This is a genomic window from Ochrobactrum sp. PL_is501 (assembly GCF_055816895.1).
On sequence record NZ_JBVPGR010000034.1, the window covers coordinates 1 to 19,576 of the forward strand.

A 19,576-nucleotide genomic window follows, 5' to 3' on the forward strand; every position below is an offset into this window, starting at 1 on the left:
GTCAACGCCGCCAGCCTACTCAAATCAAACATCGCTGCCCAACTCTTTCAACCAACTCCAAGGACGCATCAGCCTGCCGCTTGCGGCGCCGCCGCCCTCGTTGTGGCGCCATATAGACCCCACCAAGCAAAACTGTCAACGACCAATCATAACTTTTTTCAAAATTTCTTTCCACAGGCCAACAAACAAAATAAGCCGCTCTGGGCGGCTCATTCAAAAACAGAAGGTTGAGGGTGCGACGCGCTATTCAGGTTCGTATTCGCGTATACCGTCATCCTTGGAAAACAATACGCATGCGCCCTGGGAGCCACGAGGATCATATGCATAACCCTTGCCAGCAAGCGCTTGCGTGATATCCCGGATACCCGCCAAGCCATAAAGATGGTCGTGCAGTTCGAGGAAGATACGCTCCACGCCTGTCAAATCCGCTTTTTGGAGCAGATCGCACTCAGCACCTTCAATATCCATGACCAAGACATTGATACTGTAGCGAGCAATGAATTCATCAATGTTAGCCGAGGACAGCTCTATGACATGTTCATATGGCCCTTGGCTCTCATCCATGGATGACATCCACAGGTCGCGCCGTACATAAAAACGGAACGAGCAAGGCTCCCCCGCAGTGAGAATACCTTGCGAGAGGACGACGTTGTCGAGATCATTAGCATCAATGACACGTCGGGCGAGCGCCGCAGTGGACGGATTAGCCTCGAACGCCCAAACTGTCACGTCTGAAATCTTGGCTATGATAGACGTGATGATCCCAATGCCAGATCCAAGCTCAAGAACACGATCTCCCGGCTTCACCGCCTTGAAAATCGACCGCGCTTCCTTGGCCTCATAGCTGCCGCTCGTCAAAGCCTGCCAAATAACCGGCGAAACCTCGTCTGACGTAATCGGTACGTTTATCCCGTGTACTTCCAGCAATTCCTAAGCCCCAATTCCCCAACATCAGAACATTATGTTCGAACGAACAGATTGCGATGCGATTAAGTATGAGCATAAACTGATTTGCGTCTTCGAAGCCAGTTCCATGCGAAGCTATCATCCACGATGTGAGACCAGGTCGACTGGCTTCACGTGCTGCCGACCGCGACCGTGAAGATGCCTGAGCTTTGATGCCGGCATCGGCTTGCCTATCAGGTAACCTTGGACCTGATCGCATCCCAACCGTTTGAGGCATTCGAACTGCTCCTCGGTTTCGATGCCTTCCGCAATTGTTATCATTCTGAGGCTGCGCCCTACCCCGGTTACCAGTTCGACAATCGCAAGTGCATCTGGTCGGGTTGTCACATCGCGCACGAAAGTGCGATCAATCTTGATCTTGTCAAAGGGGAAGCCGCTGAGACTGCCAAGCGATGAATAGCCCGTTCCGAAATCGTCCATCGCGATCTGGATGCCGAGTGTTTTCAACTGGCGTAGCGTACTCAAGGTCTGCTCGTTTTTGTCCAGCAAAACTGATTCCGTGATTTCAAGTTCCAGCCTATTCGCGCCAAGTCCGCTTTTCTCCAGCGCATCAATGACGCTCTGAATAAGGTTCAGACTGCGAAACTGAACGGGAGACAGATTGACGGCGATCTTGAGCGGCTTGTTCCAATGGGCAGCTTCCAGACAGGCAGTCTTCAGCACCCAGTCTCCAAGAGCATGAATAAAGCCGATCTTTTCGGCAACGGGGATAAAGTCGATGGGCGAAACAGAACCTCGGATCGGGTGGGTCCAGCGGAGCAAGGCCTCATAACCGCATATCTCCCGTGTTATGGTGCAAGCCTGCGGCTGATAATAAACTTCCATCTCACCGTTCTCCAACGCTTTCTGAAGATCGGCTTCGAATGACTTCTTTTCCCGCAAACGTGTTTGCATCTGCGTCTCGAACACACTTGCATGGCCAGGCCCGAGCGCCTTTGCTTCGTAAAGCGCAAGATCGGCATGCTTGAAAAGCTCTTCCGTATCCGGCTCGCCCTGAGAGATTGCGACACCGACACAAGTTCCGATTTTTATCTCCAGCTCGCCTACATGATAAGGCTGGCTGATGGCTTTCATCAGCCGGTCTGCAAGCTCCAGGGCTGCTTCACCCCGCAGCCCTGTCGAAAGGAGAGCAAATTCGTCTCCCCCCAACCGGCATACCATATCGCCCCGTTCGCCGAGCTTGGTGAGGCGCCCGGCGACCGCCTGCAGCAGTGCATCCCCGACATCGTGCCCAAGTGTGTCGTTGACGTCTTTGAAGCCATCGAGATCCAGAAGAAGAATAATCGCCGATGGACCGCCAGATTGCGCAGCCTCAAGCCTTTTCTGCAAATCCTGCCGGAAGAGAACGCGATTGGGCAAACCGGTCAAAGCATCATGATGAGCATCGTGCTCGAGCCGGAAATTCTGAGATTGAAGTTCACCTGTCGCCAGCCGGAGGTCGCTGGTCAGGCGTTGCATGCTGCCATGCGCCCGATCAAGCAGCTTGTTATGGCGAAGCAGAAGAATAACCAGCACCACGCCGCAGAGTATGAGGCCAGCCGCTAAACCCGTGTAAATGAGATGTAGCTGGCGAACTTCGGCCTGTGCAGCATCGATAAGCCCTACGTCGTATTCGACGGCCGTTGATGCAAGCGCTGTCATCGGTCCATCAAGCATACTCATTGATTGCAGGATCGTTTTGATGCCGTCTACATCCAACTTGTCCAGCTGACTATCAAGCGCATGCAGAACATCGCTTAGTTTCAAAAACAAAACGCGATGTTCCGGGTCGTTCTGAATGAAAGATCGCAGATTGCCCTGTTGCAGCAATTCCAGCCGACCCAACATGATATCAAGACGAAGCCGTAATTCGTCGCGGCTTTCTTCGTTCATATTCAGGGCATACCCAGCCAGAACGTGCTCGAGCCGCATATATTCAGACACCGTCTGCCCTATGGCCCAGGAGTCGTTATAACGGGAGAATTTCTGAAGCGCTGTCTGCCGTTCGGCAATGACATAGGCGATATACGCCGTCGCCACTACAAAACAACAGATAATGACGCCTAGAATCCGTCTCACACTTGCCTCTATTCAACTATCAGCTTGGCAACTTGCCAGGCAGAACGTGTGTAATAGGTCTGAGTTTGGAGCTGTGGGTCGCTGTCATAAGGGTAGATTATAAACAATGGTCCTTTGTCGCGAACCGGCATGTAATTCCCATCCCGCTTCATGGCAAGAATGACATTGAATCTTTTGAAGTCGTCCAACGGCAACGAGCTGACGTAGTCGTTCAAAGCAACAGCGGTCACCTTCGTTCCCTTGGCGCCGACAAGCGACATAAGCTTGTCCATCGATACGCCTTCGAAACGTACGCGACCGTCATACCAGGGATTTGCCGTTTCCACGGTCACCAAGCCAACTGATTCCAGCATGTCCCGATCAAATTGGGCCGTATCGCCAACATTCGTATTCGAGATTTTGCCGGATATGACGAGAATCGGTTTACCCGCCGGCTTCGCCAGGGGGTCGGCGGCTGCCCCGGACAACCAGGCGAGGGGCAAGACCAGACAGAAAAGGGCCCGGATGAGTTTCATTGCATTCTCCATGTTAAATTAAACCATTAAATAGAAATGCCTAAATCAACGTGAAGATTGCACGGAATTTGTACCTTTTCATGCTTATCTGCAATAAATTGAAATATCAAAAGCGCCCATGATGCAACGTAACTTCGTATGGCCGCAGTAGGCGACCCTCGCAAATATTAGATATCTTTTATATAATAGCCACGTTTAACATGCCATGCCTGATAATCAGTTGAGGTTCGAATGTCCGCCCTAACCAAACAGGGCAACGTAATGACGTTGCCCTGTAGAAAATAGCCGACCGGAATCCCTAATTCAGCCTGCCATTTTTCCCCCTGTCATTGGCTTCGGCACACCCGTTGTGCTTGGAAAGCTGATGGGTAGTCCGCGCAGAACCCGGACCGCGAGAAATGCAAAACACTCCGCTTCCACGGCATCCCCCCGCCAGCCAAGCGTTTCAACAGGAACGAGTTCCACTTTCGCACGCTCGACCAGCATGCGCATCATCGTCGGATTGCGGCGGCCTCCTCCGCTCACAGCCAGCCGTCGCGGCCGACGCGGCAGTATATCCAGCGCCTTGCCCACTGCTGAGGTTGTGAACGCAGTCAATGTCGCCGCGCCATCTGCATCATTCAGGCCATCCGCCATCGCATCGGTAAAATCGAACCGGTCGAGAGATTTGGGATATGGCGCTGTAAGATAAGGATGCTGGAGCAATCGGGCCAGCCGGGCCTCGTCTACCGAACCTTTTGCTGCCAACGCTCCGTCCCGGTCCATCTCACCCAATCCGCGCGACTTCATAAAGTCGTTAAGAGGTGCGTTGGCTGGACCGGTGTCGAATGCCACCAGCGTGTCACCACCGTCCCACCAGGTAATGTTACCGACGCCGCCCAGATTAAGAATCGCGGTATTCCCGCTGTCATCGGCACTGCGCAGCAAGGCAGCATGATATACCGCAGCGAGCGGCGCACCTTGCCCACCAGCACGAATATCTGCTGTCCGGAAATCATAAGCGACCTTTGTTCCCAACAATTTGCTCATTAGCTTTCCATCGCCAAGTTGCCGGGTATCGCCCAACCGGTCTCCTTGCGGCGCACGGTGCAGCACCGTTTGGCCGTGAAAACCAACAACGCCGATTTCCGTCATCGACAGCCCGCTCTCCTCTACCAATTCACGCACCGCTGCAGACTGCGCGCGCGTCAGCGCTTCTTCAGCCTCGGCAAACACGGCAGGCTCCGGACCTTCGAAATTCCAGAGGCGGGCTTCGGCCTGCGCCTGTTCCAGAAGATCGCGAATCGAGCGCGAATAAGGTTTCAACGCGTAGGCGCCAAATTCAGCGATGGTTTCACCGTCGGTTTTCAGGAGGGCAACATCAATGTTCCCATCGAGAACGGTGCCGGTCATAAGACCTACGGCCCATATTGGTTGCATAGACGTCTCCTATCCCAATGAAATTGCGTCGCCGACGCTCTGCCGCAGCGAAAGAATACCGCTGTCGAAATGGCGCGTCGGGTGAATGCGGTTCGTGAGCAGGGTCCATGCCCTGCCCGCTTCAAAATCGATCCACAAGCCCGTTCCCGTGAAACCGGTATGGCCGATCGTGTCCTTTGAATTGAAATTGCCGCCCGACCAGCCGTCATAAGGCCGTTCCCAGCCATGTGTCCGGGTAGCCGATAGTGGCTGGCGCATCTGTTCGATAACGTTTCGCGACGCGCCGCTGCCATCAAGCAAACCAAGCGCAAAGTCAAGTATGGAGGCCGCGGTCCCGAACAGACCCGCGTGAGCCGCCCCCTGCAGCGCCGAACAATTATCGTCGTGTACCTCGCCACACAGCACCCGATTCCGCCAGGTGCAATTTTCAGTTGCTGCACTTACTTCCGGCTCCGCCGAAAATGCAAAGCCTTCGCCGGGATCCATCTCGCGAATGGTCTTGCCGTAGAGCCTCTCCAACGCAAAGCCAAGCAAGATGAAATTGATATCCGAATAAACCGGTTCGCATTTGCGCCACTCGCGCTGCAGAACGAATGCACGCAACAGGTCCGGATCGCGCCCGTAGGTATATATCGGTTCGACTGACGGAAAGGGCGTCTGATGACCAAGGCATTCGCGGAACGTGACCCTGCGCTCCCACGCGTCGTTGTCATATTGACGAAGATCAGGAAGCAACGTTGTCAATGGCGCATCAAGATCAATGGCGCCTTCCTCGGCTAACGCCAGAATGCGGGGAGTGGTGAAAATCACTTTTGTCAGCGATGCAAGATCGAACCAGGTATCCGTTGTCATCGCGCGCTGGGCCGGGATAAGCTGGGCATGACCTGTCGCCCGGACAGCCCGGTTTCCGGAGAGATCGACCATCCCAAGAACCCCGCCGGGAATACGACCGGAACGACATGCTTCCATCAGCAAAGCGAAAGCTCTTTCGAAACGAGCCGTGAAGGCCGTATCGACAGGAAGGCCACTTATTGATTCTGCCATGTGACTACGCCTCGGTTCGGGCCATATGGTCATGGCCGTATGTCTGCCACTGTGCCGGAGCCGGCTCATAACCCAAGGGGCGAACGAGCGACGGCACTTGCCGTGTGTCCAGGCTGAAATGTTGATTGCGACGATCAATACTTGGAACAGCAGAAATCAGCCGCTTCGTATAGGAGTGTTTCGGCGCAGAAAGGATTGCTCCGGCATCGCCGATTTCCACGATCTGCCCGGCATAGACGACAGCAATCCGGTGGGCGATGCGTTCCACCACTGCCATGTCATGCGACACGAACAAGTAAGCAAGACCACGCTCTTTCTGGAGATCGATCAGCAATTCCAGAACTTTGGCCTGCACTGAAACATCGAGGGCTGAAACAGCCTCGTCCAGCACCACCACGGAAGGATTGAGCATCAATGCCCGAGCGATACAGAGCCGCTGGCGTTGCCCGCCCGAGAACTCATGTGGGTAGCGATCCAAGCTGTTGGCGGGCAGACCAACGCGTTCAAGCAATTGCAGCATCTTCTGCCGCGTCTCCGGCCCGTCGCGCCCGCCAGCCGCGATAACCGGCTCGGCAAGGATAGTCTCTATGCGCAGACGCGGATTGAGCGATGCATAGGGGTTTTGGAAAACCATCTGTATCGAAGATGTGTCCCGGGCATCGCTGGTGCCAGTTGCGCCGATTTCAAGCTTCCCACGTGAAGCTCTGACAAGTCCGAGAATGGCTCGCGCCGTTGTCGATTTTCCAGAACCGCTCTCCCCCACAATCGCCAGCGTTTCACCGGGAATGAGATCAAGATCGACGTTCTCCACCGCATGCACTGCCCCCAGCCTGCGACCCAGAAAACCACCTTTGACCGGAAAACGGACCGTCAATCCTTCCACCGACAGGATCGGTTTTGCTCCCGATAGCGTTGTGCGCACGCTATCGTTTCGCACCGCTTTCCCGCTTTCAAAATGCGGTACAGCCTTCAGGAGATGTTGTGTGTAGGGATGCTGAGGACGGTCAAGAACAGCGCTCAGCTGTCCCTGTTCAACCGCCTTGCCATGCTGCATCACCATGACCTTGTCGGCCATTCCGGCGACCAGACCAATGTCATGCGTGATGAAGATCATTGCCATGCCGGTTTCGCGTTTCAGTTCTGCGAGCAGAGCCATGATTTGCGCCTGTACGGTAACATCGAGCGCAGTGGTTGGCTCGTCTGCGATCATGAGACGCGGATTGCAGGCAAGCGCCGTTGCAATCATCACCCGCTGTAACATGCCACCGGAAAGCTGGTTCGGACAGTATTTAAGCCGTCGTGCGGCATCGGGAATACGCACGCGATCAAGCGCGTCCTTGGCAGCAGCAGCGGCCTGCCTTCCGGTCAGCCCGCGATGGAGACGGAACGATTCCTCGATCTGCGTACCTATCGTCAGCACCGGATTGAGCGATGTCATCGGCTCCTGAAAGATCATGCCAATTTCGGCACCGCGGATTTTCGTCAGCTCGGCTTCTTTCGCAGTGGCTAGATCAATCATGGTGCCATCGGCGCGATTCAGCTTGATCGTCCCGTCGATGATGCGGCCACCACCAAAATCCACAAGTCGATTGATCGACAGAGCCGTTACAGATTTACCGGAGCCGCTTTCTCCGACAATCGCCAGCGTTTCTCCGGCGGCGAGATCGAAACTCACACCGCGCACGATCTCGTTGGCTTCGGGATTGCGGCCGAACCCCACGCGCAGATTCGAGACGGACAAAAGCTTGTTCATGCTTCGACCCTCCGCATTCTAGGATCGAGAATATCGCGCAGAGCATCGCCCAGAAGGTTGAAGCCGAGAATACCGATCATGATAGCCAGTCCCGGAAATGCCAGCAGCCATGGCGCGGTTTCCATGAGATTGCGCGCATCGGCCAGCATGAGACCAAGCGACGAAGCGGGTGGCTGTGTGCCGAGCCCCAGAAAGCTCAAGCCCGCCTCAGTCAACAGCGACCAGGCGAGCGCCAATGTGATCTGCACAGTCAAAGGGGCTACCAGATTAAGCAGCAGATGGCGGGACAGGATATAACGGTTGCTGCTGTGGAACGTACGGGCCGCGTCAACGAATTCGCGTGTTTTGATCGACAAGGCCGGACCACGCACAACCCGCGTGAAAATCGGGGTGTAGACGATGGCGATGGCGGCGATGCTTGTTCCTGTCCCCGGTCCAACAACGGCAATGATAAGAAGCGCGAGCAAGATTGCCGGGAACGCCAGAAGCACATCCATGATGCGCATGACGGTACCGTCCCACCAGCGCCCGAACCATGCCGCAGTCAATCCCAGAACGGTTCCCGCAAAGGCAGCAATGCCGACTGCAGAAAAGCCTACGATGAAGGATTGCGCGATGCCTGCCATCAGGCGGCTCATGACGTCGCGTCCGAAGAGGTCGGTTCCCATCCAGTGGGCGCTACTTGGAGGACGCAGCCTGTCTATCCGGTATTGCATCAACGGATCATCCGGCGTGAGACCGAAATAGCCAAGACAGGCTACAATCAGATAGATCAATACGATGAACCCACCGATACGGCCACTCGGGTGAGCAAAAACGGAACGCAGTATCTGCATCAGTTTTCCCCCAACCGAATGCGCGGATCAAGCGCAACGTAGAGAAGGTCAACCAGCAGATTGACGATCATGAAGTTGAAGGCAATGAAGAGGATGCTGCCCTGCACCAGCGCATAATCACGCTGCAAAATCGCATCGAGCACCATGCGCCCCAACCCTGGGAGGGCATAAATCTGTTCAACCAGTACAGCCCCGCCCAGAAGATAACCGAATTCCACTCCGCTCAATGTCACAACCGGGATAAGTGCATTGGGCAATGCGTGCCGCCAGATAACAGAACGGGCCGAAGCGCCTTTGCTGCGGGCTGTGCGGACATAATCATCGCGGAGAACATCGAGCATGGCTGACCGCGATATGCGTGTTACCGACGCCGCAAATGCAAAGCCGAGCGTTACGGCGGGTAAAATCATCTGCAAAAAGTTCTGCCACGGATTTACCCACAATGGCGTAAACTCTCCCATGGTGGGCAACACGCCAAACCCTGCCGACAGAATGTAAATAAAGAGAAGACCAAGAACGAAACTCGGGGTTGACTGGCCGATCATTGCAAAAATGCGCACCGCCAGATCGGACATTTTTTCGCTGCGCGTTGCCGCATAAACTCCGGCAGGCAGGCCAACGAGCAATGCGATAATCATCGACATCACTGCCAGTTGCAGAGTCAGCGGAAAACGCTCCAGGATGACTGTTAGCACCGGCTTTCCGAATGTGACCGACACACCCAGATTACCCTGCAGCACGTCACCCAGCCAGCGCCAGTACTGTGTGGTCCAGCTTTGATCGATGCCAAAATATTGCGCGAGGGACTGGCGTTGTTCCGGCGTCAGCAACCCTGCCTCGGTTCCGAGCATCGCCGTGATGGAATCACCCGGAACCATACGGATCGAGACGAAAACAAGGATCGACACCCCCAGCATGACCAGAGGAAATGTCAGCAGCCGACGTGTCAGATAATTCATGTCAGATTACTCACGGGCCACCGTTCGAGAAGGCGCTCGAAAGCCACGCCTCCACAATGAAGACGTGGCGGATTTCAGGACATCACTGCCCGATCTGCAGCTTGGTTACGCCGAATAGCGATCCCGTGGCGCGAGGCTCAAAACCGGTAATGTTCTTCTGATGAGCAACGTAATTGTTGGCCGTATAGAGCCAAATCCACGGAGAAACTTCCGTTATATGCTTTTCGAAGTCGGCAAAAATCACCTTGCGCTTTTCAGGGTCCGTTTCGGCTCGTCCCTTCTGCATCAGATCGTCAAGCGTATCGTCGATATATTGAGCGACTTTCTGAAGGTTGCCCGCCTTGGTCCAGTAACGGCCATACATCGTATAGGGATCAGCCGAACCGCCATTGAGCGCCACCGCCATATCGAAATCGCCCTTCAACCATGTATCGACATAGACGTTCAATTCCATCATGCGGATATCGAGCTTGATGCCGATTTCGGCGAGTTGCGACTGGAGCACCTGGGCTTCGGCGGCAGCGGTTGCAGGCTCCCCATTTGCAGCAATGATTGTTGCTGAAAAGCCATCTGCATGACCGGCATCCGCCATCAGCTTCTTCGCCTTTTCGACGTCGCGCTTGTAGCAGAAGAGCGTGTTGGGGTCGCTGGCATAGGCGGGCATTGTCAGCGGACCCGTCACCTTGCCTTCGCCAAGCAATGCAGTGTCGAGCACATCCTGACGGTCAACAGCACAGGAAATCGCCTGCCGCACAGCCAATTCCGTCATAGGCTTGCGCGACGGGTTCAATTGCAGGACATGGTAGGCAAGAGCCGGAGTGCGCACCAGTTCGAGAGCACTTTCGTTCGGCACCATGGTTGCAACAAGCGGATCGTTGAGGAACGCAAAATCAATCTGTTTGGCGCGAAGCGCTGCGAGAATTGCTGTTTCATCCGGCAGAACACTGATGTCGATCCCGTCCACCACTACTTTGCCGCCAGCCCAATCAGGATTGGCTTTCAACACTTCCTTGGAATTCGGTTCCCAACGCTCAAGAATGAACGGGCCTGATCCAACGGTTTTTGTGCCGATATTACCGACCTTGATCTCACTTTCAGGAAGGACCGCCGCATTGATGCTGGCAATGGCAGCCAATAGCGGGACGTCGGGCTGAGAGAGTTTGAAGACAACCGTTTCGGCGTCCGGAGTTTCAATGGCCGCGATGGAACCGAAATTCGCACGCGCCACTGCGCCTGTTTTTTCATCCAGAATACGTTCGAAGGATGCTTTCACATCGGCCGGCGTTACCGGTTGGCCGTTCTGGAACTTCGCATTTGTGTCGAGCTTGAATGTGAGAACCTTGCCGCCGTCGGAAAATTCCCAGCTCTTTGCAATGGCAGGCGCAATTTGAAGATCGGCACCGAGACGAACAAGCGGCTCATAGATCAGCTCCAGCAGGCGAATCGACGAAAATGCAGGCTGCTTGTGCGGATCAAGGCCGGTGGCATCCTGCGACCAGGCCATTCGTAGCGTCGCGGCGAAAGCCGTGGAAACACCCAATCCCCCAAAACTTCCAATGCCCAATACCATTGCGGCCGCGCCCGCAATAAGGCTTTTCTTGAAACTCGCTCCCATTTTTTCTTCCCTCGCAAATCACTGCAATGCAAATGTCCGACCGCTTCCCCGCTTCGGCTCACGCTTTATTGGCATTTATCGCCTGTCTAAGAAATCCCCCAGCATTCTTTAATGCTTTTCTTGCTTCATCCACCGGCATTCCGGTGACGGTGATAAGAATCGCGAGCTTGACGTCATTATCCGTGAGGGCGAGGACGCGTTTCGCCTCCTCCGCTCCGCAGCCTGTTGCCTGCATGACAATTCGCGACGCACGCGCAATAAGCTTGTTGTTGGTGGCGCTGACATCCACCATGAGATTCTCGTATGTTTTCCCTATTCGGATCATGCTCGCCGTCGTCAGCATATTGAGCACCAGCTTCTGCGCTGTGCCGGATTTGAGCCGTGTCGAGCCCGTCAGTATTTCTGGTCCGACAACCGGCGATATTGCGATTTCAGCCATAGCCGCAATCGTGGAGTTAGGGTTGCAGGAAAGCGCTACAGTCGTAGCACCAATTGATGCCGCGTAAGCCAGCCCCCCTATTACATAGGGCGTGCGCCCACTGACCGCGATTCCTACAACGACGTCGTTCGACGCCAGCCCTATATTGCGCAGATCGGCTTCTCCCTGGGATGGATCATCCTCCGCGCCTTCGATTGCATGTTGCAATGCGTCCGCGCCACCCGCAATCAGCCCGATCACCATGTCTTCCGACACGCTGAATGTCGGCGGGCATTCCGATGCATCGAGAACACCAAGACGCCCACTGGTCCCGGCACCCAAATAAATAAGCCGACCGCCACTCCGAAAGGCGTTCACAATTCTGTCGACAGCCTGCGCGACCTGAGGCAGAACTTTTTCAACGGCGACAGGTACCAGATGGTCCTCGTCGTTAATGCGGCGCACGATAGCAAGACTGGCCAGGAGATCGATATCCATGGTGCGCGGATTGCGCTCTTCTGAAACCAGCTTATCCAGTTCAGATAATAATGCCTGCTCTGTCATGCCCCTGCCTACCTGTCGAGCGACGTTCAAAGCGCGCCGCCTTATGGTTAATAAGCTAGGATTAAAAATTCTTCTCGTCAACTTGATAATGGAATAATTTATTCAATCCATGCTGGAAGGTGACCTCCGGGTCCATCCGTGAATCTACCGTGATATGCTCGCCAAAGTGCTGCCACGTACTCGAATACATACCGTGAGATAATTCCTCATAATTTTTCATGTTGGAATTTTATATTCCAAAGCAATGCAAATTGTCTTACGAACCAAGGTTATCGAATATCGAACCTTCCGACACCGGAATGGGGAATAATTGCACATGTCGATTCTACAAAAGATCAGCGCCAAACTGAACGAACTGACCGTTGCGGATCGAAAGATCGGCCAGTTTATCGTCGATCATCCGGAACAGGTATTGAAGCTTTCCTCTTCCGCCCTGGCAGCAGCAACCGGACGCAGCCAGTCGAGCGTTGTCAAATTCAGCCAGAAATTCGGCTTTGACGGCTATCAGGAACTCAAACTCGCCGTCAGTGAGGCTCGGGCCAAGGAGTGGCAGGTTCCCGCAGGCGTGGTGCATGGCACGATTGAAACCGGCGACAATTATATTACGGTCCTGCAAAAACTGATCGGCAGCAAGCTGCAATCGATGCAGCAGACGATTTCCGCCAACAATGAACAAGACATTGACTGCGCATTGCAAGCCTTGATCAGCGCCCGGCGTATTCACCTTGCCGGCGTCGGTGCGTCATCCCTTGTCGCGCGTGACTTTTCCTACAAGCTGATGAAGCTCGGCCGTAATGTGATGCATGACAGCGACAGCCACATACAAATGGCCAATGTTTCCACATTGCATGAGGGCGATGTGCTGTTTGCCCTATCCTATTCCGGGACGAGCGTCGAAACCCTTCGCATCGCTGAACAAGCTAGGAAGTGGAGCGCGACAGTGATTGCTGTTACGGGCCTCAACAAAAACCCGCTGAATGAAATCGCTGATATTCGCCTGTACACGGTTGCTGACGAAGAACGTGTACGGTCATCGTCAATTACAGCACGTGATGCACAACTGGTGCTGACGGACCTGCTCTTCATTCTGCTGTTTCAGCGACAACAAGATGCCATTGATTACGTGCATAAAAGCGAAGCAGCAGTTTCTTCGCTGAAGCTATAAGTAGTAGAAATCAATCAATAATTGCTGCAGCGGCAAAGCTTGCAAAAGCGGCGACGCATGCGGCTGCAACAGCACCGACTTTCGTGAAAAGGTTAAACGTGTCACCCGGTGTCTCCCGATTTGACATGTTGAGATAGACGAGAGCCGCTACGATGATAACAAACGAAAAACCAAGGGCAGAAACCCATTGCCACAATTCACGCATGACACCTCACAGACGCTGACCTATTCTTGATACTGCACCATTTTTACCGAAATTTCACTACCACAGTGTGCCCCATTTATTGTTTTTCGATCTGGCATGCAATGTGGCCGACGATCAAAGCAACAGCTTTTGGATACAAGGCTGGAGAGACAGCTTTCAGATGATGAAAGCCGTGATATATCTGTCGGTCAGAAAGCAGCGCCCAGGCGAAGGCTTTGCCAGATAAATCATAAAGGTATGCATTATGACTTCACCGTCGTCTCTTCCACGCATCGGACAGGAAGAGTATCTTGAACGAATAACATTGTTGCAAGGCAAACTGAGAGAACGCGGAATTGGCGCGCTTTTGCTGGGCCCAACGGCAAGCTTGCGTTATTATACCGGGCTCGTCTGGCACATCAGCGAACGTTTTCTGGGCGCGATCGTTACCCCTTCGGAAGTTATTTATATCGTTCCCGGTTTCGAACGGAGCCGGGTCGAGAGCCTGCCGCATCTGACGGGGGAAATCCACATCTGGCAGGAAGAAGAAAGCCCCGCAGCGTTGATCTCATCGCTCCTCCCGGCAGGTGCTAAACTTGCAGTCGATGATGCTATCCCGCTGTTTTTCTATAACGCTCTCCGGCAAGAAATCCAGCCGGACCGGCTGCTCGACGGCGGCGAACTGATCCGTGAACAACGTATCCGCAAGTCAGCCAAAGAAATCGCGATCATCCAGTACGCGATGGATCTGACACTTGAAGTCCATCGCCGCGCCCACGCGCTCATCAAACCCGGTATCGCCGCAAGCGAAGTAGTGCGTTTTATCGATGAACAGCACCGTGCCCTCGGCGCTACTGGCGGCTCGACCTTCTGTATCGTTTCCTTTGGAACTGCGACGTCGCTGCCGCATGGCGCAGATGGAGAACAATTCTATCAGCCAGGCGATGTTATTCTCGTTGATACCGGCTGCCGCATTGATGGCTATCATTCCGATCTCACGCGTACCTACATGCTCGAAGAGGCAACTCCCGAATTCTCACGTATATGGGCAATCGAACGTGAAGCGCAGCAAGCCGTTTTCGACGCGGCGAAGCTCGGTGCAGCCTGTTCCACCCTTGATGATGCAGCTCGCGCCACGCTCATCAAACACGGACTGGGACCAGATTACGCATTGCCGGGCCTTCCGCATCGCGCCGGTCACGGCCTTGGCTTGGAAATTCACGAAGCTCCTTATATCGTTCGCGGCAATTCACTTCAGCTTGCTGAAGGCATGTGCTTCTCCAACGAGCCGATGATCGTGGTCCCGAACCAGTTCGGCGTCCGTCTGGAAGACCATATCCATATGATGGCAACCGGACCGAAATGGTTCACCCAGCCAGCGAAAAGCCCAACGGAACCTTTCGCATAGATCTGCACACGCTGTTATCGGACGGCTGGTATACCCGCCCAGCTTCCCGATTTCTTTTCACCAATACCGATCAGATCGATGGCGCGCGCCGCGATCTGATCGGCCACCTCGTCGACCGATTGTGGTTTGAAGTAAAAGGCTGGAACCGGCGGCATCACAATCGCCCCCAATTCAGTCACCGTGCACATATTGCGCAGATGGACCAGATGCAGCGGAGTTTCTCGTGCGATGAGCACCAGCTTGCGTCGTTCCTTCAGATGAACGTCGGCGGCGCGGGTTAACAGGCTGTCGCTGTGCCCCGTTGCGATCGCTGCGAGTGTCCGCATGGAGCACGGCGCGACGATCATACCAGCGGTTGCGACTGATCCACTCGCGATCAGAGCACCTATGTCTCCGACAGAATAGCTTCTGTTCGCAAGCCTGTGCAAAAGCGCATAACCATCAGGACCCAACTCGTGCCGCAAAGTCTGCTGAGCAGCGTCCGACACTACCAAATGGGTCTCGACATCGCTTAAGACTGAAAGCTGCTCAAGCAGCTTGAGCGGGATGAGAGCGCCCGATGCGCCGGAAATGCCAACAACAACCCGTTTCACCGCATGTTTTCCTTATCCAATCCCAGCTCGCTCCACATCGCATCCACGCGAGCAATCACATCATCGCCCATCTTCAGCACTGCGCCCCATTCCCGTTCGGTTTCAGCGCCAATCTTGTTGGTCGCATCAAGTCCAAGCTTTCCGCCCAGACCCGAACGCGGCGATGCGAAGTCGAGATAATCCACTGGCGTGTCGGTCAACGTAACGACGTCGCGGCTAGCATCGAAACGAGTGGCAAGCGCCCACATGACGTCATCCCAATTGCGGATGTTTATATCGGGATCGACCGCGATTATGAGCTTCGTGTAGCTGAACTGCGGCAGCATGGACCAAAGTCCCATCATGACGCGCCGCGCCTGACCGGGATAGCGCTTGTCGATCGAAACCACCATTGCGCGATATGAACATGCTGCCGGGGGAAGCCACAGATCGACGATTTCCGGGAATTGTTTTCGCACAATCGGCACGAACAGTTCGTTCATCACTTCGCCAAGCCTTGAGGGCTCATCTGGCGGGCGGCCCGTGTAGGTCGAAAGATAGACGGGATTCTTCCGCATAGTGATCGCCGTCACCTGCATGATCGGAAATTCCTCGACACTGTTGTAGTAGCCGGTGTGATCCCCATAAGGCCCCTCCGGAGCGGTTGCAGATGTGGAAACCCGTCCCTCTAGAATGATCTCGGCATAGGCGGGCACGCAAAGCGGCACGGTACGCGCATCGACCATGGAGGGCCTCCGTCCGGCAAGCAGGCCTGAAAAGGCAAGCTCGCTCATCCCTTCAGGCAAGGGCATGACGGCTGCAAGGATTGTCGCCGGGTCGGCCCCGATGGCCACGGCAACGGGCATATCCTCGCCGCGACGTTGCCACATGCGGTGATGGCGTGCGCCGCCCCGATGGGCAAGCCAGCGCATGATGAGCTTGTCATGTCCAAGCTTCTGCATTCGATAAATTCCGACATTGACATCGGATGGATCGTCCGGTGCCTGTGTGATGACCAGCGGCCAAGTTACAAGCGGTGCGGGCTCGCCCGCCCAACACCACTGGATCGGCAGCAGATCAAGATTGGCGGCTTCGCCTTCCAGTATCTTTTCCTGTGCCGGCGCATGTCGGACATGACGGGGGCGCATGTTCAATGCGGCCTTCGCCAAAGGCAGCTTGCTCCATATTTCGCCTGCCGAACGCGGCGCTTTGGGCGCGCGCAGTTCCGCAAGCATCTCGGCAAGGTCGGGAATCTCTTCGGCAGAACGGCCAAGCCCCAAGGCAATACGCCGCCTGGAGCCAAAAAGGTTAGCTACCAAAGGTATCGAGTGCTGGCGCCCATCTGCTTCGACGGGCTTCTCGAAAAGCAACGCCGGACCATCATTCTCAAGCACTCGTTTATGGATTTCTGTTATCTCTTGGACGAGCGATACCGGACGCCTGATCCTGACCAGATCGTTGCGTCGTTCAAGCTCCAACAAGAAGCTTTGCAGGCAGTCGTAATAAGGGGGAAAGGATTGGGATATTTTCATAGCCCATTCTTGAATATCGAATTCTTTCGCCGTCTTTGATCTGGATCAAACTGTCCTTGTAATGAATCGCCTAGTTCTGGTTGCACCTTGTAAGGCTCACCGGAGCTGGATGATGATGAAAATACCCTCGGCTGTGGCTGTTCCAGCCCGGCTTGTTCCGCCGTTTCTGATCGCCCCGTTTGTCTCGCGCATTTTCTTTCACGTGATGCGCGCCCACCCCGGTCTCTTCGAACGTCTCGGGGATTATGCGACGAAGCGTTTCCGTTTTCACCCGTCCGACATACCGTTCGCTTTTGTGATCGAGCCGGACAAGCCGCGCATCACGATCGTGCGCGATGATGAGGCGACATTGGCCGATGCGGGCATCGAAGGGCCGCTGGTTATGTTGCTTGCGCTCCTGGAGGGCAAACTGGATGGGGACGCGCTGTTCTTCTCGCGGGATATTACCGTGACGGGCGACATGGAAGCCATGCTCGCGCTTCGCAACGCGCTGGATGATTGCAACATCGATCTTCCGTCCGATCTCGGCACAAGCGCGGGGCCATTTGCGCCGATGGTGCGCGGAATCGCAAATTATGTGCGAAGCAAAGCCTTGGGCGAGGAAACTGCCGGATGGAACTGATCTGCCCTGCAGGCACGCCGTCGGCCTTACGCGAAGCGGTAGGTGCTGGCGCAGATGCCGTTTATTGTGGTTTTCGCGACGAAACGAATGCGCGTAATTTTCCCGGCCTTAACTTCAATCGCGATGAGCTAAGAGACGCAATCCAGTTCGCCCATTCCCGCAAAACGCAGGTCTTCGTTGCCATCAACACGTTCATGCGCGCGGGCGATGAACACATCTGGTATCGGGCCGTTGACGATGCCTCGGCTCTCGGCGCCGATGCTGTAATCCTCGCTGATTTTGGACTGATGGCCTATACGGCCGAGAAACATCCCACGCAGCGGCTTCATGTATCCGTACAGGCTTCCGCTTCCAATGCAGACGCAATCCAGTTTCTCGTGGATGCGTTCAAGGCAAAGCGTGTGGTGCTGCCCCGCGTTCTGACAATCCCCGACATTGCGAAGCTGGGCCGCAAGATCGCTTGCGAGATGGAGGTCTTCGTATTTGGCGGATTGTGCGTGATGGCAGAAGGGCGCTGCTCACTGTCTTCTTATGCAACGGGCAGATCACCCAACATGAACGGCGTTTGTTCGCCGGCCAGCCATGTCCGCTACCGGCAGGATGGACAGGAACTCGTTTCCGAACTCGGCGAATACACGATCAATCGTTTTCCAGTGGGGGAACCCACCGGCTACCCGACGCTTTGCAAGGGTCGGTTCAACATTGCAGATGAGCAAGGCTATGCTTTCGAAGACCCCGTTTCACTCGACGTCATGAACCATATTGACGAGTTGCGGGCGGCAGGTGTCTCGGCGCTCAAGATTGAAGGACGCCAGCGCGGCAAGGCTTATGTTGGCGAGGTCGTATCCACGCTGCGTCAGACACTTGCTGCGTCTCCCGAAAGCCGCGCAGCCTTGCTTTCGCGCCTGCGACTGCTGAGCGAAGGCCAGCAGACGACTTCAGGCGCTTACGACAAACGCTGGAGATAGACATGTCAGCAGCGAGCCTTAGCCTCGGCCCCGTTCTCTTTCTGTGGGATGGCCCGAAATGGCGCGATTTTTACTTCCGTATCGCCGACGAAGCGCCAATTACCAATGTGACGGTCGGTGAAATCGTCTGTTCCAAGCGGTTCCATTTCCTCACGCCTTATATGGACGCAGTGACAGAGCGGCTGCAGCGGGCAGGAAAGATAGTGAGCCTGGGTTCGCTGGCTCTGGTCATGCTTGAGCGCGAAGCAAAACAGGTCCGTCAAACAATCAGGGAAGCGACATTGCCTGTTGAGGCGAACGATCTGTCTGCGTTGGGACTGTTGTCAGGTGTGCCGCACATGGTCGGTCCGCTGGTCAATGTTTATAATGCAGCAACCGCCAAGGTTCTCGCCGCCCGCGGCGCGCAGTCGATTTGTCTTCCGCCCGAGTTACCGATCAGCTCTATCCGGGAGATTGTCAAAGCTGCACCGGATATTGCTTTCGAGATATTCACCTTCGGACGCGTGCCGCTCGCCATTTCAGCCCGTTGCGCGCATGCCCGGTCCAAGGGGCATATAAAGGACAATTGTCAATTCGTATGCGGTGAAGAACCGGACGGGCTGCCAGTCAAGACGCTGGACAGCCAACCCTTCCTGGCTCTCAACGGTGTGCAAACGCTCTCTCATACCTGTCAGTCGTTGATTGAGGATCTGCCCCAACTTCAAGATGCAGGGATCAAGCGTTTTAGATTGTCACCCCAGGATTGCGATATGGTGGCAGTGGCCCGCATCCATGACGAGGTCCTGAAACAGCTAATAAGTCCAGATGAAGGGGCCGTGCGCCTGCGAAAAATCTATCCCGACGTACCGCTCTCGAACGGCTTTCTGCACGGAAATATCGGCGCTGCATGGATCAGCCGCCAACGTTCAGTCGCGACACATTAGATCTATTCAGCTCGGCATTCGGAAAGCGGCAGTAGCGACGTGTTGTCTGAACGAC

19 protein-coding genes are annotated in these 19,576 nt (G+C 55.0%); 6 read left to right on the plus strand and 13 right to left on the minus strand.

The genetic code is table 11. The features are described 5' to 3' along the window. The coding region (locus AC0TOF_RS10055; RefSeq protein ID WP_473768122.1) for a hypothetical protein at nt 1-231 on the plus strand (231 nt) is incomplete at its 5' end. 12 nt (nt 232-243) lie between these two features. Here the strand turns inward: AC0TOF_RS10055 and AC0TOF_RS10060 are convergent. The 10 genes from AC0TOF_RS10060 to murQ all read right to left on the minus strand — a co-directional run bounded on the left by AC0TOF_RS10060 (nt 244) and on the right by murQ (nt 12,147). Further along, on the minus strand, nt 244-927 hold the full coding sequence (locus AC0TOF_RS10060; protein WP_473768123.1) for an FkbM family methyltransferase: 684 nt from the start codon (nt 925-927) through the stop codon (nt 244-246). A 117-nt stretch (nt 928-1,044) separates the two neighbouring features. After that, the gene (locus AC0TOF_RS10065; RefSeq protein ID WP_473768124.1) at nt 1,045-3,024 is read right to left on the minus strand and encodes a putative bifunctional diguanylate cyclase/phosphodiesterase; all 1,980 of its coding nucleotides are present in this window, start codon (nt 3,022-3,024) and stop codon (nt 1,045-1,047) included. Nucleotides 3,025-3,032: 8 nt separating this feature from the next. Beyond that, nucleotides 3,033-3,539, minus strand: a complete 507-nt coding sequence (locus tag AC0TOF_RS10070) for a putative pterin-binding protein (protein ID WP_473768125.1) — start codon at nt 3,537-3,539, stop codon at nt 3,033-3,035. A 303-nt stretch (nt 3,540-3,842) separates the two neighbouring features. Then, nucleotides 3,843-4,958, minus strand: coding sequence for an anhydro-N-acetylmuramic acid kinase (locus AC0TOF_RS10075; protein ID WP_122001012.1), 1,116 nt, complete (start codon nt 4,956-4,958; stop codon nt 3,843-3,845). Between the two features lie 9 nt (nt 4,959-4,967). After that, nucleotides 4,968-6,002, minus strand: coding sequence for a serine hydrolase domain-containing protein (locus AC0TOF_RS10080; RefSeq protein ID WP_473768126.1), 1,035 nt, complete (start codon nt 6,000-6,002; stop codon nt 4,968-4,970). Between the two features lie 4 nt (nt 6,003-6,006). Then, entirely contained in the window at nt 6,007-7,755 is a 1,749-nt protein-coding gene (locus AC0TOF_RS10085) for an ABC transporter ATP-binding protein (protein WP_473768127.1), read from the minus strand. After that, on the minus strand, nt 7,752-8,591 hold the full coding sequence (locus tag AC0TOF_RS10090; RefSeq protein WP_473768128.1) for an ABC transporter permease: 840 nt from the start codon (nt 8,589-8,591) through the stop codon (nt 7,752-7,754). Before AC0TOF_RS10090 ends, AC0TOF_RS10085 begins: the two co-directional genes overlap by 4 nt. Beyond that, entirely contained in the window at nt 8,591-9,550 is a 960-nt protein-coding gene (locus tag AC0TOF_RS10095; RefSeq protein ID WP_473768129.1) for an ABC transporter permease, read from the minus strand. The genes AC0TOF_RS10090 and AC0TOF_RS10095 overlap by 1 nt, the downstream gene beginning before the upstream one ends. 82 nt (nt 9,551-9,632) lie before the next feature. Continuing rightward, the gene (locus AC0TOF_RS10100; RefSeq protein ID WP_473768130.1) at nt 9,633-11,165 is read right to left on the minus strand and encodes an ABC transporter substrate-binding protein; all 1,533 of its coding nucleotides are present in this window, start codon (nt 11,163-11,165) and stop codon (nt 9,633-9,635) included. A gap of 58 nt (nt 11,166-11,223) precedes the next feature. Further along, on the minus strand, nt 11,224-12,147 hold the full coding sequence (gene murQ / locus AC0TOF_RS10105) for an N-acetylmuramic acid 6-phosphate etherase (protein WP_473768131.1): 924 nt from the start codon (nt 12,145-12,147) through the stop codon (nt 11,224-11,226). Between the two features lie 316 nt (nt 12,148-12,463). Here murQ and AC0TOF_RS10110 point away from each other — a divergent pair, with 316 nt between their 5' ends. Then, nucleotides 12,464-13,312, plus strand: a complete 849-nt coding sequence (locus AC0TOF_RS10110; RefSeq protein WP_473768132.1) for a MurR/RpiR family transcriptional regulator — start codon at nt 12,464-12,466, stop codon at nt 13,310-13,312. Between the two features lie 10 nt (nt 13,313-13,322). Here the strand turns inward: AC0TOF_RS10110 and AC0TOF_RS10115 are convergent, their stop codons facing one another. Next, entirely contained in the window at nt 13,323-13,517 is a 195-nt protein-coding gene (locus AC0TOF_RS10115) for a hypothetical protein (RefSeq protein WP_122001020.1), read from the minus strand. A 244-nt stretch (nt 13,518-13,761) separates the two neighbouring features. Between AC0TOF_RS10115 and AC0TOF_RS10120 the strand changes: the two genes are divergently transcribed. After that, nucleotides 13,762-14,904, plus strand: coding sequence for a M24 family metallopeptidase (locus AC0TOF_RS10120; RefSeq protein ID WP_473768133.1), 1,143 nt, complete (start codon nt 13,762-13,764; stop codon nt 14,902-14,904). Between the two features lie 14 nt (nt 14,905-14,918). Here the strand turns inward: AC0TOF_RS10120 and AC0TOF_RS10125 are convergent, their stop codons facing one another. Beyond that, entirely contained in the window at nt 14,919-15,497 is a 579-nt protein-coding gene (locus tag AC0TOF_RS10125) for a UbiX family flavin prenyltransferase (protein WP_473768134.1), read from the minus strand. Beyond that, nucleotides 15,494-17,008 (minus strand): UbiD family decarboxylase, encoded by a 1,515-nt coding sequence (locus AC0TOF_RS10130; RefSeq protein ID WP_473768135.1) that lies wholly within the window; start codon nt 17,006-17,008, stop codon nt 15,494-15,496. Before AC0TOF_RS10130 ends, AC0TOF_RS10125 begins: the two co-directional genes overlap by 4 nt. A gap of 112 nt (nt 17,009-17,120) precedes the next feature. Between AC0TOF_RS10130 and ubiT the strand changes: the two genes are divergently transcribed. Genes ubiT through AC0TOF_RS10145 form a run of 3 tightly spaced genes read left to right on the plus strand, consistent with a single transcriptional unit; the run spans nt 17,121 to nt 19,521 of the window. Beyond that, nucleotides 17,121-17,630 (plus strand): ubiquinone anaerobic biosynthesis accessory factor UbiT, encoded by a 510-nt coding sequence (gene ubiT / locus AC0TOF_RS10135; protein WP_473768300.1) that lies wholly within the window; start codon nt 17,121-17,123, stop codon nt 17,628-17,630. Next, nucleotides 17,621-18,598: a ubiquinone anaerobic biosynthesis protein UbiU gene (gene ubiU / locus AC0TOF_RS10140; RefSeq protein WP_122001025.1), complete on the plus strand. Its 978-nt coding sequence runs from the start codon at nt 17,621-17,623 to the stop codon at nt 18,596-18,598. Before ubiT ends, ubiU begins: the two co-directional genes overlap by 10 nt. 2 nt (nt 18,599-18,600) lie before the next feature. Further along, the gene (locus AC0TOF_RS10145) at nt 18,601-19,521 is read left to right on the plus strand and encodes a U32 family peptidase (RefSeq protein WP_473768136.1); all 921 of its coding nucleotides are present in this window, start codon (nt 18,601-18,603) and stop codon (nt 19,519-19,521) included. The last annotated feature ends 55 nt before the right edge of the window (nt 19,522-19,576 follow it).

Coding starts and splice junctions, on each gene's coding strand:
- AC0TOF_RS10070 (WP_473768125.1), bottom strand. CDS start 3,539: ATGAAACTCATCCGGGCCCTTTTCTGTCTGGTCTTGCCCCTCGCCTGG.
- AC0TOF_RS10075 (WP_122001012.1), bottom strand. CDS start 4,958: ATGCAACCAATATGGGCCGTAGGTCTTATGACCGGCACCGTTCTCGAT.
- AC0TOF_RS10080 (WP_473768126.1), bottom strand. CDS start 6,002: ATGGCAGAATCAATAAGTGGCCTTCCTGTCGATACGGCCTTCACGGCT.
- AC0TOF_RS10085 (WP_473768127.1), bottom strand. CDS start 7,755: ATGAACAAGCTTTTGTCCGTCTCGAATCTGCGCGTGGGGTTCGGCCGC.
- AC0TOF_RS10090 (WP_473768128.1), bottom strand. CDS start 8,591: ATGCAGATACTGCGTTCCGTTTTTGCTCACCCGAGTGGCCGTATCGGT.
- AC0TOF_RS10095 (WP_473768129.1), bottom strand. CDS start 9,550: ATGAATTATCTGACACGTCGGCTGCTGACATTTCCTCTGGTCATGCTG.
- AC0TOF_RS10100 (WP_473768130.1), bottom strand. CDS start 11,165: ATGGGAGCGAGTTTCAAGAAAAGCCTTATTGCGGGCGCGGCCGCAATG.
- murQ (WP_473768131.1), bottom strand. CDS start 12,147: ATGACAGAGCAGGCATTATTATCTGAACTGGATAAGCTGGTTTCAGAA.
- AC0TOF_RS10110 (WP_473768132.1), top strand. CDS start 12,464: ATGTCGATTCTACAAAAGATCAGCGCCAAACTGAACGAACTGACCGTT.
- AC0TOF_RS10115 (WP_122001020.1), bottom strand. CDS start 13,517: ATGCGTGAATTGTGGCAATGGGTTTCTGCCCTTGGTTTTTCGTTTGTT.
- AC0TOF_RS10120 (WP_473768133.1), top strand. CDS start 13,762: ATGACTTCACCGTCGTCTCTTCCACGCATCGGACAGGAAGAGTATCTT.
- AC0TOF_RS10130 (WP_473768135.1), bottom strand. CDS start 17,008: ATGAAAATATCCCAATCCTTTCCCCCTTATTACGACTGCCTGCAAAGC.
- ubiT (WP_473768300.1), top strand. CDS start 17,121: ATGATGAAAATACCCTCGGCTGTGGCTGTTCCAGCCCGGCTTGTTCCG.
- ubiU (WP_122001025.1), top strand. CDS start 17,621: ATGGAACTGATCTGCCCTGCAGGCACGCCGTCGGCCTTACGCGAAGCG.
- AC0TOF_RS10145 (WP_473768136.1), top strand. CDS start 18,601: ATGTCAGCAGCGAGCCTTAGCCTCGGCCCCGTTCTCTTTCTGTGGGAT.